Source organism: Nereida ignava (assembly GCF_047114695.1).
GTDB lineage: Bacteria > Pseudomonadota > Alphaproteobacteria > Rhodobacterales > Rhodobacteraceae > Nereida > Nereida ignava.
In genome coordinates this window covers 799,847-815,081 of record NZ_CP112885.1, presented here as the reverse complement: position 1 = coordinate 815,081, position 15,235 = coordinate 799,847, and the positions used below count along the sequence as shown (strand labels likewise).

At 54.0% G+C, this 15,235-nt stretch carries 15 protein-coding genes and 1 tRNA gene; 6 read left to right on the top strand and 10 right to left on the bottom strand.

What is annotated here, in order from left to right:
* Positions 1 to 92: 92 nt before the first annotated feature.
* From OLX08_RS03935 to OLX08_RS03920, 4 genes are all read left to right on the top strand, one after another.
* Entirely contained in the window at positions 93 to 374 is a 282-nt protein-coding gene (locus tag OLX08_RS03935; protein WP_391482630.1) for a DUF3572 domain-containing protein, read from the top strand.
* Positions 365 to 1,081: an HAD family hydrolase gene (locus OLX08_RS03930; protein WP_412535665.1), complete on the top strand. Its 717-nt coding sequence runs from the start codon at positions 365 to 367 to the stop codon at positions 1,079 to 1,081. Before OLX08_RS03935 ends, OLX08_RS03930 begins: the two co-directional genes overlap by 10 nt.
* Positions 1,082 to 1,211: 130 nt before the next feature.
* Positions 1,212 to 1,829 carry a heme NO-binding domain-containing protein gene (locus OLX08_RS03925; protein ID WP_391482627.1) on the top strand — a complete coding sequence of 206 codons (618 nt, stop codon included), beginning with the start codon at positions 1,212 to 1,214 and terminating at the stop codon, positions 1,827 to 1,829.
* Complete coding sequence (locus OLX08_RS03920; RefSeq protein ID WP_391482626.1) at positions 1,795 to 2,862, top strand: diguanylate cyclase; 1,068 nt, start codon at positions 1,795 to 1,797, stop codon at positions 2,860 to 2,862. The genes OLX08_RS03925 and OLX08_RS03920 overlap by 35 nt, the downstream gene beginning before the upstream one ends.
* 39 nt (positions 2,863 to 2,901) lie before the next feature.
* Here OLX08_RS03920 and OLX08_RS03915 read toward each other — a convergent pair whose 3' ends face one another.
* The 7 genes from OLX08_RS03915 to OLX08_RS03885 all read right to left on the bottom strand — a co-directional run bounded on the left by OLX08_RS03915 (position 2,902) and on the right by OLX08_RS03885 (position 9,799).
* On the bottom strand, positions 2,902 to 3,921 hold the full coding sequence (locus OLX08_RS03915) for an extracellular solute-binding protein (RefSeq protein ID WP_391482624.1): 1,020 nt from the start codon (positions 3,919 to 3,921) through the stop codon (positions 2,902 to 2,904).
* Between the two features lie 178 nt (positions 3,922 to 4,099).
* Positions 4,100 to 4,174, bottom strand: a tRNA-Glu gene (locus tag OLX08_RS03910).
* Between the two features lie 93 nt (positions 4,175 to 4,267).
* A complete protein-coding gene (gene recJ, locus OLX08_RS03905; protein WP_391482622.1) occupies positions 4,268 to 6,034 on the bottom strand; it encodes a single-stranded-DNA-specific exonuclease RecJ in 1,767 nt (588 codons plus the stop codon).
* Positions 6,035 to 6,040: 6 nt separating this feature from the next.
* Positions 6,041 to 7,003, bottom strand: coding sequence for a class II fructose-bisphosphatase (glpX, locus tag OLX08_RS03900; protein ID WP_048597794.1), 963 nt, complete (start codon positions 7,001 to 7,003; stop codon positions 6,041 to 6,043).
* Positions 7,004 to 7,041: 38 nt separating this feature from the next.
* Complete coding sequence (locus tag OLX08_RS03895; RefSeq protein ID WP_391482620.1) at positions 7,042 to 8,337, bottom strand: homoserine dehydrogenase; 1,296 nt, start codon at positions 8,335 to 8,337, stop codon at positions 7,042 to 7,044.
* A gap of 155 nt (positions 8,338 to 8,492) precedes the next feature.
* A complete protein-coding gene (locus OLX08_RS03890; protein WP_391482618.1) occupies positions 8,493 to 8,792 on the bottom strand; it encodes a hypothetical protein in 300 nt (99 codons plus the stop codon).
* 95 nt (positions 8,793 to 8,887) lie between these two features.
* Positions 8,888 to 9,799 (bottom strand): pirin family protein, encoded by a 912-nt coding sequence (locus tag OLX08_RS03885; protein ID WP_391482617.1) that lies wholly within the window; start codon positions 9,797 to 9,799, stop codon positions 8,888 to 8,890.
* 171 nt (positions 9,800 to 9,970) lie between these two features.
* Between OLX08_RS03885 and OLX08_RS03880 the strand changes: the two genes are divergently transcribed.
* Positions 9,971 to 10,486, top strand: a complete 516-nt coding sequence (locus OLX08_RS03880; protein ID WP_048597798.1) for a hypothetical protein — start codon at positions 9,971 to 9,973, stop codon at positions 10,484 to 10,486.
* Positions 10,487 to 10,496: 10 nt separating this feature from the next.
* Here OLX08_RS03880 and OLX08_RS03875 read toward each other — a convergent pair whose 3' ends face one another.
* From OLX08_RS03875 to OLX08_RS03865, 3 genes are read right to left on the bottom strand one after another with little or no spacing between them, the layout of a single operon-like run.
* A complete protein-coding gene (locus OLX08_RS03875) occupies positions 10,497 to 11,078 on the bottom strand; it encodes a TadE/TadG family type IV pilus assembly protein (protein WP_391482615.1) in 582 nt (193 codons plus the stop codon).
* A complete protein-coding gene (locus OLX08_RS03870) occupies positions 11,078 to 11,614 on the bottom strand; it encodes a TadE/TadG family type IV pilus assembly protein (protein ID WP_391482614.1) in 537 nt (178 codons plus the stop codon). The genes OLX08_RS03875 and OLX08_RS03870 overlap by 1 nt, the downstream gene beginning before the upstream one ends.
* Positions 11,615 to 13,531, bottom strand: coding sequence for a hypothetical protein (locus tag OLX08_RS03865; protein WP_391482612.1), 1,917 nt, complete (start codon positions 13,529 to 13,531; stop codon positions 11,615 to 11,617).
* A 246-nt stretch (positions 13,532 to 13,777) separates the two neighbouring features.
* Here OLX08_RS03865 and OLX08_RS03860 point away from each other — a divergent pair, with 246 nt between their 5' ends.
* Positions 13,778 to 15,208 (top strand): Glu/Leu/Phe/Val family dehydrogenase, encoded by a 1,431-nt coding sequence (locus OLX08_RS03860; RefSeq protein WP_391482611.1) that lies wholly within the window; start codon positions 13,778 to 13,780, stop codon positions 15,206 to 15,208.
* Positions 15,209 to 15,235 lie beyond the last annotated feature (27 nt).

Here is a 15,235-nt window from a genome sequence, read left to right as displayed (position 1 = left end):
GGGGCGATCACTAAGGTTAATACGGTTAACTCTTTGAACGCTAAAAACGTTAACAAACCATTATTTGTAGTAAACTTTTAAAGGATTGCTTCATGATTTCGCAAGACGCCGCCGAAACGCTAGGGCTTAAGGCTTTGGCATTCCTGATTGGCGATGAGGATTTACTGCCAGTCTTTATGGGGGCGAGCGGTGCTAGTGCGGATGATTTGCGAACCCGCGCATCGGAGCCTGAGTTCTTAGGTTCAGTTTTGGATTTTCTATTAATGGATGATGCGTGGGTCATCCGTTTTGGCGATGCAACGGATGTCAGGTATGATCAAGTAATGCAGGCGCGTGCAGCCTTGCCGGGCGGGGGGCAAGTGCATTGGACCTAAGCCATATTCGCGGAATTGTGTTTGATAAAGATGGAACTTTATTCGGTTTCAACGCAACCTGGACCGTCTGGGCCAAGACGTTTTTGACCGATCTTGCCAAAGGTGACTTACAAATTGCCACAGACTTGGGGCAGGCCATTGGCTATAATTTTGAAGCTGAAGCGTTTCTGCCGACCAGTGTTGCGATTGCAGGAACGCCAGAAGACATTGCCGACGCCCTGTTACCGCATGTGCCGGATCGATCAAAGAAAGACCTGATCTGGGTTATGAATGTGGCAGCAAGCGAAGCACCTCAGGCAGAGGTCACGCCTTTGGCTCCGTTTTTGTCTAAATTGCGCGATCGGGGCCTTATGTTGGGCGTGGCTACAAATGATGCTGAGATGCCGGCGCGCACGCATTTGCATTCAGCTAATATTGAAGGGCAATTTGCATTTATTGCGGGATCAGACAGCGGGTTTGGTGGAAAGCCGTCAGCGGGTCAACTGCAGGCGTTTTGTCAACAAGTGGGCCTGACGCCAGACGAGGTTTTGATGGTTGGTGATAGTTCTCATGACATTGCAGCGGGCCGCGCGCTTGGCTGTTTGACATGTGGTGTTTTGACCGGATTGGCGGCACGCAAAGATTTGGAGCAGATTGCTGATTTTGTATTGCCCGATATTTCGCATCTGCTTTTGGTATTGGAAAAGTGCATAGAGGCTGACCAGTGAATTTATTCATTGCTCCGTGTGGACTGTGCCTAGGGTGGCTCAGACCTTTTAAAGCCAGATGAACGGAAACTGGATTTTAGCTCTATAAATAAAGACAATTTGAAGTGTTGAGGGCGTGTTAACTTAGCCCATGCATAGCTGTAGCCAGCAGTCTGGAGGCGGTATGCACGGGTTAATAAATCGGTCAATTCAGTGTTTTATACGTAACGCGTACGGCGTGTCCGCATGGCAGGATGTTGTGCGTCATGCTAATCTGCCCGTGAGTGAATTCGAGGCAATGTTGCATTATGATGACGGGTTGACCGAGAAAATATTGACGGGCTGCGCGAAGGTGCTTGCCCGTGATGTTGAGGATGTCCTTGAAGACCTTGGAACTCATCTGGTTAGTCATCCCACGACTGAACCGCTGCGGCGCTTGCTTCGGTTTGGTGGGTTCGATTTTGTTGATTTTCTGCATTCGCTTGATGAGTTGCCTGATCGTGCGCGGCTTGCTGTTGCTGATCTGGAAATGCCGATGCTGAGTGTTCGGGACTGCGGAGCTGGCGCTTATACCTTGCAAATACGGGGCGCAATCCCGGGGTTCGGCGCAGTTTTTGTGGGTATCTTACGCGCTATGGCGGATGATTATGGTGCGTTGGCAGTGATTGAGAGGCGTGCATTGGGTGAACGGTTTGACGCACTTGATGTGCGCTTGCTTGACGCGGGCTTTGCCGATGGGCGCAGCTTTGATTTGGCGCGAGGGGCCTGACATGAATGTCGCGGTGTCCCCTTCGTTTGATGTTGTTTCAGTCAACTTGCTCCAGACGCTTTTACCTCTGCACATCGTGGTGTCGGATGACGGAGTAATTACCCAAGCAGGGGCTACGTTAAGCAAAATCTCAGGTGACGGCTCGTTAGTTGGTGAATTGTTCGACGATGTATTTGAGGTGATCAAACCGGCCAGTATGCAGGGTCGTCGCGCGCTGTTGGCTACAGTTGGATCTGCGGTTCATCTGCGTTTCAAAAAGCCACCCTACACGCGCCTTAAAGGCGTGGTTGCGGTTGACCACCGCGAAGGGCTCACGGTTTTGACGCTGTCATTTGGGATTGGCGTTGTGGATGCTGTCCAGCGGTTTGGTCTGACGAGCCGCGATTTTGCGCCGAATGATCCAACAATTGAGATGCTCTATGTTGTTGAGGCAAAGTCTGCCGCAATGAACGAGTCGCGCAAGCTAAACGACCGGTTGCAGCACGCTAAACTTTCAGCAGAACACGACGCGCAGACGGACCCGCTGACCGGGCTACATAACCGCCGTGCGCTTATTCAGGTTTTGGAAAGTGCCATTTCTGCTGCGCGGAAGTTTACTTTGATTCATATGGATCTTGACTACTTCAAAGCTGTTAATGACAGGCTCGGCCATGCGGCGGGTGACGCCGTGCTGTCAGCGGCAGCTGGTGTGATGCAGTCACATTTTCGCGGCTCAGACTGCATTGCGCGCACGGGCGGCGATGAGTTTGTCGCGGTCATGATGGATACGACAGATGGCAACGCAGTTAAGAAACTCTGTGAAAGATTAATCACTGCAATTGAGGTCCCAATTAAAGTTAATACCAACTCGGCCGCAATATCGGGGAGTATCGGGTTTACGTGTTCTGCCCAGTATAATGTGCCGCAGATTGGACGCATGATGAACGACGCGGATTACGCGCTTTATGCCTCAAAGCGTGCCGGACGGGGCAGGGTAACTCAGTTTGAGGGTCTGATTGACGGGGTTACAAAAAAGAACGGCGGCCTCCCTTAGGACCGCCGCATGTTGATCGTACTTAGTGCCTGAGTAACGCTATTCCCAACCAACTTTCGCAAATATTTTTTGCGCGGCGGGGATTTGTTTTGCAACTTTGCTAAGATCGACAGCGTCCGCTTTGAAATCACCAAGCTTTGCTACTGATGGTGCAAGGTCGGTGCCCTTAACGGCAGGGTATTCATCGTTGCCTGCGGAGAAATAGACCTGTGCTTGATCGCTAGCCAGATATTCCATGAACTTGACTGCGTTGTCTTTGTTTGGTGCATGTTTGGCGACGCCTGCACCAGATAAGTTCATATGTGCCCCGCGCCCGTCTTGGTTCGGAAATACCCAGCCAATGTTGTCGATGCTGTCAGAGACACCTTTCACATCACGGCGGATTGCGCGCGCAAAGTAGTATGTGTTGGAAACGGCAATCCCGCATTCACCGGAAACGACACCGCGAATTTGGTCAGTGTCACCGCCCTGTGGGTCACGCGCCATGTTGGCGACCACGCCTGTTGCCCATGAGGTGGCGGCTTCTGAGCCGTCGTTTTCGATGATCGAAGCGAGTAGCGTTTGATTATACGTGTTGGTCGAGGAGCGGATGCAAACGAGCCCTTTGTATTTGGGGTCCGCCAAATCAGCGTAGGTTTGCGGTGGGTTTTCTACACTTGCTTTGTCGTAAAAAAAGATGCGCCCGCGCTGTGAGAAGCCGAACCATGCGTTGTCACTGTCTTGGAGGTTGGCAGGGATTTTTGCTTCAAGCACGTCGCTATCGATGCTTTGCAAAATGTCTGCATTTTTGGCGCGCTCAAGCCGAGATGTATCAACAGTCAGCAGAATATCGGCCGGTGAGTTGGCGCCTTCGGCTTCCATGCGGGCGATCAACTCGTCTGCTTTACCCTCGATACGGTTGATTGTGATGCCGGTTTGGTCCTCGAAATCCGTATAGAGACGTTCGTCTGTATCATAGTGGCGTGAGGAGTAGAGGTTCAGTTCCCCATCTGCGAAAGCTGGAGCCGCCGTAAGGGCGGTAGCTGAAATAAGTACGGCGCGGAGCGCGAAAGCGGGCATTGGTCAGGGTCCTTTTATATCTGATTGTTTTTATCAGATACATCGGAAGACCGATTCAGCGCAAGTAAAAACTTATAAAAAAAGTCGGAAATAAAGCTGAGTACACAAAAACACCAACGAGCGCGGAAAACTACGCTGGTTTTTCTGGTATAATACTGTTTGGGGGAGAGGTTCCGCATGGCAGCCCGTAGGGGAATCGAACCCCTCTTTCCAGGTTGAAAACCTGGCGTCCTAACCGATAGACGAACGGGCCACTGTGCGTGAGGGGTGAATAGTGCAAACTGCTGGTGATGCGCAAGTGGCTTTTTACGAAAAAATCACAAAAATTTTTATGACTGTTTCTGCGCTATTGCGCGAGTGCTGCATCCTCAAGGCGCAGCTGTACAGAACGCCGTCCACCCCATGTGTTTAGCTCAAGCCTACCTGCCAAATGAAACCGTTTGCCGCCGTGTTCCAGCAGCGTTTTGCCCAAGTCTGTTTCCATCGCGCCAAAGCAAATCGCGTCAATCCGCTGGCCCATGCCGTCGCCAAAATTGATCTTGAGGTGTGTCTCGCCCACGCGCTTGGCAAATCCGATTGCGACATCGGGAAACGCAAAACGTGGTGCGCGGGCACCGGCGCCAAACGGCCCTGCATTTTCCAACTGTTCGATCAATTCAGCCGTTGCCGCGGCAGGCATCAACATGCCGTCAAGTTTTAGATCAGCAGGGCCCGCTGTGCCCGCACCTTGCTTTTCAAGTAGGTCAGACAATCGTTCCATCGCGGGCGCAAGCATATCTCGGGTAAGGCTAAGGCCCGCTGCCATTTTGTGACCGCCGCCTTTACTCAAAAGCCCCTCGGAAGCTAGTTTTTGAATGGACGCGCCAAGATCCACACCAGACACACTTCGGCCAGAGCCTTTGCCATCATCTCCGTCGAAACCAATCACGATCGCGGGCCTATTGTAGGTTTCCTTCAGGCGCGAGGCCACAATTCCCACGACGCCAGGATGCCAGTTGTCGCCAGCTGCCCAGATGAGCGGCGCAGAGGTATCACGGCTTTCGACCTGCTCAATCGCGGCGGCGCGGACCGCTGCCTCAATCTCGCGGCGTTCTGTGTTCAATACATCAAGACGCTCGGCCATTGCGGCGGCGTCATGTGGATTGTCGGTGGCCAAAAGGCGCGCGCCTAAGTCGGCTTGTCCAATGCGCCCGCCGGCATTCACCCGTGGCCCCATGACAAAGCCCAAATGATAGCTGCTTGGCGCTGTGTCGAGTTTTGCAACGTCAGACAGCGCAACCAAACCTGCCCGCGCGCGCTTGCCCATCACCGTAAGGCCTTGGCGGACTATCGCGCGGTTGACGCCAATCAAAGGCGCTACGTCTGCAACAGTTGCAAGGGCGACAAGATCAAGCATGGCCAACAGGTCAGGCGTTGCGCCACCTTCGGTGCGCGCTTGCCGGTTGGCCTCGACCAGCATCAAGAATACCACTGCCGCTGCGCATAAATGTGCAAGATCGCCAGTTTCATCCTGCCTGTTAGGATTAACGACTGCCAATGCGGGGGGCAGAGTTTCGCCGCCTAAGTGGTGATCAAGAACGATCACATCTGCTGCGGTCGCAGCCGCTAACGCCTCATGGGACAGGGTGCCGCAATCGACGCAGATAATTAGATCATGATCCGCTGCAAGGCTTGCCATAGCCGGTGCATTTGGGCCGTAGCCTTCGTCAATGCGGTCCGGAATATAAAGGGTCGCGCGAAGGCCGACCGAGCGTAAATAATCAAGAAGCAGAGCAGATGACGCGCCGCCATCCACATCGTAGTCCCCAAAAACCGCAATGCGTTCGCGGTTTTTGATGGCCTGCAAAAAGCGCTGCGCAGCCTTTTCCATGTCGCGCAAACTGCGCGGGTCTGGCAGCAAATCACGCAGTTGTGGGGCAAGGTAACTTTCTGCAGTTTCGGGTGTCACGCCTTGACGCACCAGAACATTGCATAACACGCCTGGCAGGCCGGTTTGCTGGGCCATAGCGGAGGCGTGCCTGTCGATGTCCGCGGTTGGGCCTACCCATTTGCGGACCGACAAAGATGCCTCGACCCCTAAAAAGCTTTTGGCTGTGTCACCGGTCCCCAGCATCACAACTTAAACAGGGTTGCGATATGTCATGCGCCGGACGGATCCGGTTTTGGAGCGCATGAGGATTGTCTCAGTGGTGATGTATCCAACTTCACGCTTGATGCCCGATACAATTGAGCCGTCGGTCACGCCAGTTGCTGCAAAAATCACGTCATCGGTGACCATCTCATCGCGGGTGTAGACGCGGTCAAGGTCAGTGATACCTGCTTTTGCAGCGCGCGCTTTCTCATCGGCGTTGCGGAAAAGCAGACGGCCATACATTTGACCGCCCATGCATTTCAGCGCAGATGCAGCAAGCACACCTTCTGGTGCACCGCCCGAGCCCATGTACATATCGATACCAGTCAACGCAGGTTCGGCGCAGTGCATCACACCTGCCACATCGCCGTCTGTGATCAGGCGAATTGCAGCACCTGTTGAGCGGATATCTTCAATGACTTGCTCATGACGGGGGCGTGCCAGAACGCACACCGTAATGTCGCGTGCATCGCCGCCTTTAGCAGCGGAGAGAGCTGCAACGCGTTCTTTTGTGGTCATATCAAGAGTAACCGTGTCCGTGGCGTAACCGGGGCCAATGGCTAGCTTATCCATATATGTGTCGGGCGCATGCAGCATCGAGCCGCGTGGCCCCATGGCGATAACAGTCAACGCGTTTGGCATATCATTGGCAGTCAAAGTGGTGCCTTCAAGCGGGTCCAGTGCGATGTCCACGCCGGGGCCTGTGCCGCTGCCGACTTCTTCACCAATATAAAGCATCGGGGCTTCGTCACGCTCACCTTCGCCGATCACAACAACACCCGCAATTTCGAGACGGTTGAGTTGTTCGCGCATTGCGTTCACAGCCGCTTGGTCTGCTGCCTTTTCGTCCCCACGCCCGATCCAATCGGCGCTTGCGATGGCTGCTTGTTCTGAAACGCGGGCCAAGCCCAGTGACAGCATACGGTCGTGAAAGTCTTTGGGTGCGGTCATGTTCGTGGCTTTCTTAGAGGAAGTATTCGTGTAGCGGGTTAGACGTTTTCGATGCGCAGGGCGACGGGTGCATCATCGACGACACCGGTTGTTCCAAACGCTGCAATTGCTTCATCAAGGGCGGCGCGGGTCGTATCATGGGTTACTATGATAACCGGTGCACTTGTGCCTTCGTGATCAATCTGGCGCATGCGATCGATGCTGATGCCATGATCACCTAAGACGGCGGCCACTTTGGCCAGCGCACCTGGTTTGTCTGTCAGATGCAGGCGCAAATAATATGGCGCTACAGTGCTTGCTTGGGCACGCGGCGCGCTTGTCAGCGTTTTTGCAGGTTGACCGAATGTGCTTATGCGAATGCCGCGGGCAATATCCATCACGTCTGACATAACCGCACTAGCGGTAGGGCCTTCGCCCGCACCCGGGCCGCGCAGCACGATTTGTTCAACGCTGTCGCCTTCCAGAACCACCATGTTGGTGCCGCCCTGAAGCTGGCCAAGCGGCGATGTTGCTGGGACCAAGCAAGGTGTCATCCGCTGGACCAAGCCGCGGTCAGACATCTGTGCGACCCCAAGCAATTTGATCTTGAAGCCCATCTCACCGGCGCGGGTAATGTCATCAAGGCTGACGCGTTGGATGCCTTCAAGCTCAACACCGTCAAAATCTACCTGCGTCCCAAATGCAATGGATGCCAGCAGGGCAAGCTTATGACCTGCATCGATGCCGCCCACGTCCAAGTTCGGATCTGCCTCGAGGTAGCCCAGTTTGTCAGCTTCGGCGAAAAGCGCCTCATACCCTTGGCCGGTGGCTTCCATTTGCGTCAGGATATAGTTGCATGTGCCGTTCATCACGCCCATCACGCGGCCCATTGCGTTGCCTGCAAGACCTTCGGTTAGTGATTTTACAACGGGAATACCGCCTGCGACTGCAGCTTCAAAACGGATAACACGGCCTGCGGTTTCTGCTGCTAAGGCAAGTGACTGTCCGTGAATAGCTAGAAGCGCCTTGTTGGCGGTGACAACGTCTTTGCCAGCCGCAATTGCGGCCTCGGTTGCATCTTTCGCGGGGCCTTCTGAGCCGCCCATGACTTCGACAAACACATCGACATCATCACGTTTTGCCAAAGCAACAGGATCGTCTTCCCACGCATAGCCATCAAGAGGCGCGCCGCGGTCTTTACCTTTTGAGCGTGCGGAAACAGCAGTAATTTGCACCGCTCGACCACTGCGAGCGGCAAGCAAATCCGCATGCTGTTGGATGATTTTCACAACACCAATGCCAACCGTTCCCAAGCCGGCAATTCCGAGACGAAGTGGGGGGAGGGTCGTTGTCATTATGAGATCTCCGCGCGCATCGCGAATGCGCTGATTAGTGAACATTTTCGTCCCTGTTATCGCAGGCGCAACTGGCTTGCAACGCGCCAAAGCAGACAGGAGCCGTGGTTTGCGCTAACGCAGTTTTGTCCGGTCGTTTGGGGCTTTGTTTTCGCTTAGTTGCTGGCGGTGCCGCCCGTAAGGCGGGACTGGTCATCCGGAGTAATTACTTCGCCGCTAAGCCGTGCTGCTTTGGCGCGCAGAGACGATGACCGCAGGGCAAGGTTGTCAACTGCGGCTTTACCGGTCTCATCGTCTGTTGCGGAGGCGATGAGACCTTCGAGAGAGATCAGCGCGGGGTAGGGGGCGGCTTGGGCGCGCGCCGAGACCGATTGTTCCAATTGCGGAATATCTGTGCAGCCTGCAATCATGCTTAGGGCGGCTGTTGCGAAGGCGAGTGTGGTGGTGCGAAACATGCGTCCGTTAGATCGAAAAACGCATACCTGTACAAGCGCGCCGCGTGGTTGCTGGAAAAAACAGCAGGGGTTACGGCGCGCTTGGATCGTTTATTTTAGTGCGCGGGTTTGATGAATGTGCCGTTGCGCAACTCACGCACGGCTTGGCGCAATTCATCTTCGGTGTTCATCACGATCGGGCCGTGCCACGCGACGGGCTCTTCAATTGGCGCGCCAGAAATCAGTAAGAAGCGGACACCTTGCTCGCCGGCCTGAACTGTCACTTCATCGCCTGTGCCAAACCGGATCAACGTGCGATCACCGGACATGTCGCGGATGTTGACTTCCTCGCCCATGACTTCTTTTTCGAGCAAAACGCCAGATGGGGCAGAGGCATCTGCAAACGCGCCTTCACCCTCAAAGACGTAGGCAAACGCGCGACGGTAGGTGTCAATCTTAAAGGTCTTCTTCACGCCAGCAGGCACGAAGATATCCAAATACTGCGGGTCTGCGGCGATGCCATCAACCGGACCGGTTTTCCCCCAGAAGTTACCGACAATGATTTTGACCTGAGTTCCATCATCGTCCGTTACCACTGGAATATCCTTGGCGGTTACGTCTTGGTAGCGCGGTGCGACCATCTTTTGTGATGAAGGTAAGTTACCCCAAAGCTGAAAGCCGTGCATTTGGCCTGCGGCGTTTCCGTGTGGCATTTCTTGGTGCATGATCCCGCGACCAGCAGTCATCCACTGCACGTCACCCGCGCCCAAGGTGCCCGTGTTGCCAAGGCTGTCACCGTGATCCACGGTGCCGTTCAGCACATACGTAATGGTTTCGATGCCGCGGTGCGGGTGCCATGGGAAACCCTTTTCAAAATGCGCCGGAAGATCGTTGCGAAAATCGTCAAACAGCAAAAATGGATCAAGCTCTGACGGGTCTTGAAAGCCAAATGCACGGTGCAGGTGAACGCCGGCACCTTCCATGGTTGGAACGGCCGGGCGGGTTTCTAGAACAGGACGGATCGACATATTTTTAGCCTCCAGATCGTAGGATCGACATGGGGTGCTTCCCACATGTTGAGCAGAATTTACGCCGTAACAGAGGCGCACACAATTGCCGTGTTTCGCAGATTTGCAGTGCGTAAATGCACATATGCGATGTGCTCTTTCCCTTGGCGCACTGGGGGGGTATCAGGTCGCATGGAATTTCCTTTTGATATCCCCGCAGATGGTGTGATTGCACGTGTTCGTGCCAGCGCCGGTCGTCGCTTTTTTGGTTGTGGCACATTGCTGGCGTTAGGCGCTTTGTTGGTGCTGTTGGGCTTTACCCGCGCCGAGACAGGTTTGGGCTACCGTTTGTTTTTGGTCCTTGGTGGAGCAGGTGTGTTGGCGGCGGCAACGATCATGTGGCGCTCGACACTCATCGCGGTTGAACTGACGGTTGAGGGACTGCGCGATACGACAGGCCGCGTTCTTGCACCACTGGATGATATTGTGGGCGTTGACCGCGGCGTCTTTGCGTTTAAGCCGTCAAACGGTTTCATGGTGCGTCGCAAGACGGCGGGCCTTAAAGGATGGTGCCCTGGTATTTGGTGGGCGACATCCAAAATGCTTGGGGTAGGTGGGGTGACGCCAGCCGGAGAAGCCAAGTTTATGGCAGAGAGCCTGTCCATGTTAATTGCTGCGCGCGATGCCGGAAATTTGCCGCGCGGCTAAGCTGCTGGGTTTAAGACGCGGTGTATGTTGGTGGGTTAGGCGCGCGTGATCGGGCAAATGTGCGCGCTTTGAGGTATAGGTTGTTTTCAAAGAACCGGCCCCACGACAGGCTAAATCGAGAGACAGTCTCAACCATAACAATCTGATCCCCTGCTGCGATTGGCGGCATGTCTTCTTTCAAAACGTTGATGCTGTCATGGCTATAACTGCTAAGATCGGGGCCGCGGGCCTGTGACCACGCGGTTTTGTAGGGCTTGTCCGTTTTGCCAGTCGGAACCACCATGGTGATGCTGATTGAGGTCCCTTGCGCTGCAGGTGTCATATACTGCGCGGTTTGTTTCATGCTGGTCATGAAGGTCGGGGTAATGGTGCCTAGTTCGCGGCTGATCACATCGGCCACAACGTAGCTTGCCTTGGTGGTTTGTGCGTTTGTCCGGAATGCCTCAAAGAATGTGGCCATCGCCATAAAACTCCAAAATAAAAGCGGAAAAACCAGCACGGTTTCAATGGCAAGAGTGCCTCCTGTGTCATCGCAGAAGGCTTTGAGGCGGGCAGCGAAACGGCTTAAGGAAGGGGGATGGAAACGGCGCATCACGCGGGCTCCGTCACATACGAAGTGATGGCAACAAGACGGTATTCACCGGTTTCGGTTGTGGGCAGATATGGGTTTAGGCCGATGGTTGGCAGTAATGGTGGCTGCAGCACGCAAACCCGCAGGAACATTAATTCATTCTGTCCGCCCGGTGAAAATGGTCCGGCTGGGTTCACGGCACTTGGTTTATCATGGCATTGTGGCGCGTTCAGGGTCACGCCCACGCGCGGGTCGCGGCGTACCATTTCAAGCTTAAGGCTGTTCGAGCAATTATTTAGGAAGGTTGCCTCGGCACACATGACATCCCGCAAATCTTGATAGGAGGGGGGTGCAATCGTGTTGAGGCGCACGTGGCGCACTGTTCGGTCAAGCGCCATTTCCAACATTGCTTGACGTGCTTGCATCACACCAAGTTCAACGCCCATGAACAAAATCCAGTAGAACAAAGGATAGAGGATCACGAACTCAATGGAAGACACGCCGTCCTCGGCGCGCCAAAATTGGATGATGCGGCTAAATGCGCGGCGGCCCAGCATCTACTGCACCAAGCGCAATTGGTTGATGTGGTTTGCGATGGCTGCGAAAGCGGTGCTGATCTCGCGTCCTGAAACGTCAAAGTAATAGGCATCCCCTTCCGTTGCGCAGTCACGCATGGGGCCTTCCCCAGTGTTTACTTCAAAACCGATCGCGTAAATTAGGATACCTTTCGCGCGCGCTGCGGCACAGATTTCGGACAAGTTTGTATTCGCTTGCCACCAATTTGTTTGGGTAATCATGGAGGCCTTTAGCTTGTCCTCCATAGGATCTTCGCGGGTGCTCCACCCGTAGTAGCTGTCATAGTACCGTTCAGCTTCGTCCCAGAAGAATTCGGCCATGTAATCCACGTGAAAATCATCAAGAAGATCAACCCAGTCCATCTGCGCGATGCCGTCCCATGGGATTTCGCTGGTGCTGTACCATTGATCATCCCAAGACGTGTTAGGGTCTCCGGGGCGGTACCAGCGGTTGGACCAGCTGTTGCCGGGGACGTAGATCAGATATTGATCATACCATTCCATATTGCGGTTCACGCTCCAGCGATCGTGCCGCTTACCTTCATGTGTGGACCAGTTTTTGAAGCGCCAAACCGGTGCTGGGCTGTTTTTGAAGTTGATGTAGGGATACTGATTTTCCGTAGTTTGCCCGTATTGGGTGGTATTCACACCGTCAGTCATCAGAACGATTACTTTGAGAGTTTCATCCTGTGGGTTCGCACTTACAGATGGCACCCAGTAATTCGCGGGTCTGTCGTTGACCCGTGAAGGCACAGGAATTGTGGTGTCATCAGCAAGTGTTTTGACGGCGGGTTGAATTGCCGGATCAAGCAGAGCCACTCCCCACTTCATCCCTACATCAATCGCTGTGTTGCCGCTTGCTGTTAAGGTGTCGATATGCGCGTCCAGCTGCGATTTTTCCGTACGGTGCACCATGATGTGTGGGCGCGAGTTTGCGGCATAGCGCGTATCAAAGCGGTCTTCCTGACACTCGAACTGAAGATAATTGGGAAAGCGTGTACTGCTGCTGCCATAGGCGAAATGCGCTTTTCGGGTCAGCTTTTGGCTGGGTGTTATGGCGGTGGATTTGAAGTCGTTTGGCGTGAACTCAATGCAGCTGCTGAATTGCTGTTCGCTTTGGACTGACGTCAACCCCGGGGGATTGCTGATCGGGTTTTGCACGGCAACTGTGCCGCCATTTGCATTGAGTTGATCCAGCAGATCCTCGCCCACGTGAACAGTGTGATAGTAAGGCACGATAGAAACAGATGTAATAGCCGAGTCGTCATCGGGATCGTTTTTCACCACCGCGGTGAAGAATTCTTTAGCAGCCTTGCGCAGCTCGAATATTTTGGTCTCACCGGATGTAGACGGGTTCCCCATGGAACCTGACACGTCCACCACAAGAGAAATTTCAATATCGGTGATCCGCTCTTCCGCAGCACCTGAAACGGGTAGGTCCATGTAGTCGACGCCGACCCAATGCATGAAAAGCGTTGGCACGCGGATTGATGCTTCGGCTTCAACGCGGCGGTATCCGATGCCTTCAACTGATGCGACATCTACAGCGATATCTGCATCCGGCTCCGCCACACCGCAGCTTTCATATTGTGCGCCGTTGCGGGTGTGGTTCACGTGGACGTTGGCAAAGCCCGCTGAGCGAAATTGCCCCTCCATGATGTCACAAGCTTCAAGCGTTTGTTGCAAATCCGCCGCCGACAGAGTTGCGCCATCAATTGTAAACTGAATACGTGCGCGGCGTTCTTCAGCCATCATGATGTCGACGGCAAGGCCGCCAATCATGATCATCGCCATCAAAATATAGAGTGTGAAGATGATCAAAGCACCGCTTTCGTCGCGCGCAAAAGCACGACATTTGCGCAGCCCAAGCGCATTTTTGAAAAGGCGGTGCACTCTCATGGTTACTCACAACGCTAAAATCGCCGCATACGAATCTACGCAGTACGGCCGGTTACGAAGCGTTCATGCAGAAAGATTTGGTTTCAATTATGGCAAAATGATGTGCCGCAGATGTGCTTTTGCCTAAATTGTGATGAAGCGCATATCCCAATAAGTTTTTAAACCGCCTAAATAATGAGCAAATTAACTTGCGTATAACCGCATCTGTGCCACGGTGCGAACGATGCGATTTAGGGAACTGTAAAGATGTCTAACCAAACTGAACCAAGCTTTCGCGAGAGTGTCGATTTAATGTTTAACCGTGCGGTGGGATTGATGGATCTGTCCCCGGGGTTGGAAGAGAAAATCAGGGTATGTAACGCAACTTATACAGTTCGTTTCGGTGTGCGTTTGCGCGGTGAAATCAAGACGTTCACTGGGTATCGCAGCGTCCATTCCGAGCATATGGAGCCGGTAAAGGGCGGCATTCGTTTTTCGCTGGGCGTGAACCAAGACGAGGTCGAAGCGCTTGCCGCGTTGATGACGTATAAATGCGCGTTGGTTGAGGCACCTTTTGGGGGCTCAAAGGGCGGGCTATGTGTTGATCCGCGCGCCTATGATGCCCATGAAATGGAGGCTATCACCCGCCGTTTTGCATATGAGTTAATCAAGCGTGATCTGATAAACCCGTCCCAGAACGTGCCCGCGCCGGACATGGGCACGGGCGAGCGTGAAATGGCGTGGATCGCAGATCAATACGCGCGCATGAATACAACTGACATCAATGCCAAGGCCTGCGTGACAGGCAAGCCAACCCACGCCGGCGGCATTGCTGGCCGTGTTGAGGCGACGGGACGTGGTGTGCAATATGCGCTGCGCGAATTTTTCCGCGATGAGCGGGGTATGAAAGCCGCAGGGCTCAGTGGGTCACTGAAAGGTAAACGGGTCATTGTGCAGGGGCTGGGCAACGTCGGCTACCACGCGGCCAAGTTTTTGGCTGAGGAAGATGGTGCGTTGATCGTCGGCGTCATTGAGCGTGACGGTGCTATCGTTGACACAAACGGAATTGACGTTGAGGCCCTTCGTACTTGCGTGGCGGAGACCGGAGGCGTGGCGCAGTTTGAAGCAGGTGAGTACATTAAAAACGGTGCTGAAGTGCTTGAGCGGGACTGCGATATTCTTATTCCAGCTGCCTTGGAAGGTGTGATTAACAAATCTAATGCGGAACGTGTGCAGGCGCCACTTATTATTGAGGCTGCTAACGGTCCGGTGACGGCGGGTGCGAATGATATTCTTGCGGCTAAAGGCTGTGTGATTATTCCCGACATGTATGCAAACGCGGGCGGTGTGACAGTTTCGTATTTTGAATGGGTCAAAAACCTGTCGCATATCCGCTTTGGGCGGATGCAGCGCCGCCAAGAAGAATCCCGTCACCAATTGATTGTGGATGAGTTAGAGCGCCTCAGCGCCGATAGCGGTGTCGGCTGGCAGCTTAGTCCGGACTTCAAAGAGCGGTATTTGCGCGGTGCGGATGAGTTGGAATTAGTGCGTTCGGGGTTGGATGACACAATGCGGATTGCTTATCAGGCGATGCGTGACGTCTGGCACGGCCGCGATGATGTGCCCGATCTGCGCACCGCTGCATATCTGGTTTCCATCGATAAAGTGGCACAGTCTTACCGCGCCAAGGGCCTTTAGGATTTCACCTTAGGCGGTGTAGACTCT

Coding starts and splice junctions, on each gene's coding strand:
- OLX08_RS03935 (WP_391482630.1), top strand. CDS start 93: ATGATTTCGCAAGACGCCGCCGAAACGCTAGGGCTTAAGGCTTTGGCA.
- OLX08_RS03925 (WP_391482627.1), top strand. CDS start 1,212: ATGCATAGCTGTAGCCAGCAGTCTGGAGGCGGTATGCACGGGTTAATA.
- OLX08_RS03920 (WP_391482626.1), top strand. CDS start 1,795: ATGGGCGCAGCTTTGATTTGGCGCGAGGGGCCTGACATGAATGTCGCG.
- OLX08_RS03915 (WP_391482624.1), bottom strand. CDS start 3,921: ATGCCCGCTTTCGCGCTCCGCGCCGTACTTATTTCAGCTACCGCCCTT.
- recJ (WP_391482622.1), bottom strand. CDS start 6,034: ATGCTGGGGACCGGTGACACAGCCAAAAGCTTTTTAGGGGTCGAGGCA.
- glpX (WP_048597794.1), bottom strand. CDS start 7,003: ATGACCGCACCCAAAGACTTTCACGACCGTATGCTGTCACTGGGCTTG.
- OLX08_RS03895 (WP_391482620.1), bottom strand. CDS start 8,337: ATGACAACGACCCTCCCCCCACTTCGTCTCGGAATTGCCGGCTTGGGA.
- OLX08_RS03890 (WP_391482618.1), bottom strand. CDS start 8,792: ATGTTTCGCACCACCACACTCGCCTTCGCAACAGCCGCCCTAAGCATG.
- OLX08_RS03885 (WP_391482617.1), bottom strand. CDS start 9,799: ATGTCGATCCGTCCTGTTCTAGAAACCCGCCCGGCCGTTCCAACCATG.
- OLX08_RS03880 (WP_048597798.1), top strand. CDS start 9,971: ATGGAATTTCCTTTTGATATCCCCGCAGATGGTGTGATTGCACGTGTT.
- OLX08_RS03875 (WP_391482615.1), bottom strand. CDS start 11,078: ATGCGCCGTTTCCATCCCCCTTCCTTAAGCCGTTTCGCTGCCCGCCTC.
- OLX08_RS03870 (WP_391482614.1), bottom strand. CDS start 11,614: ATGCTGGGCCGCCGCGCATTTAGCCGCATCATCCAATTTTGGCGCGCC.
- OLX08_RS03865 (WP_391482612.1), bottom strand. CDS start 13,531: ATGAGAGTGCACCGCCTTTTCAAAAATGCGCTTGGGCTGCGCAAATGT.
- OLX08_RS03860 (WP_391482611.1), top strand. CDS start 13,778: ATGTCTAACCAAACTGAACCAAGCTTTCGCGAGAGTGTCGATTTAATG.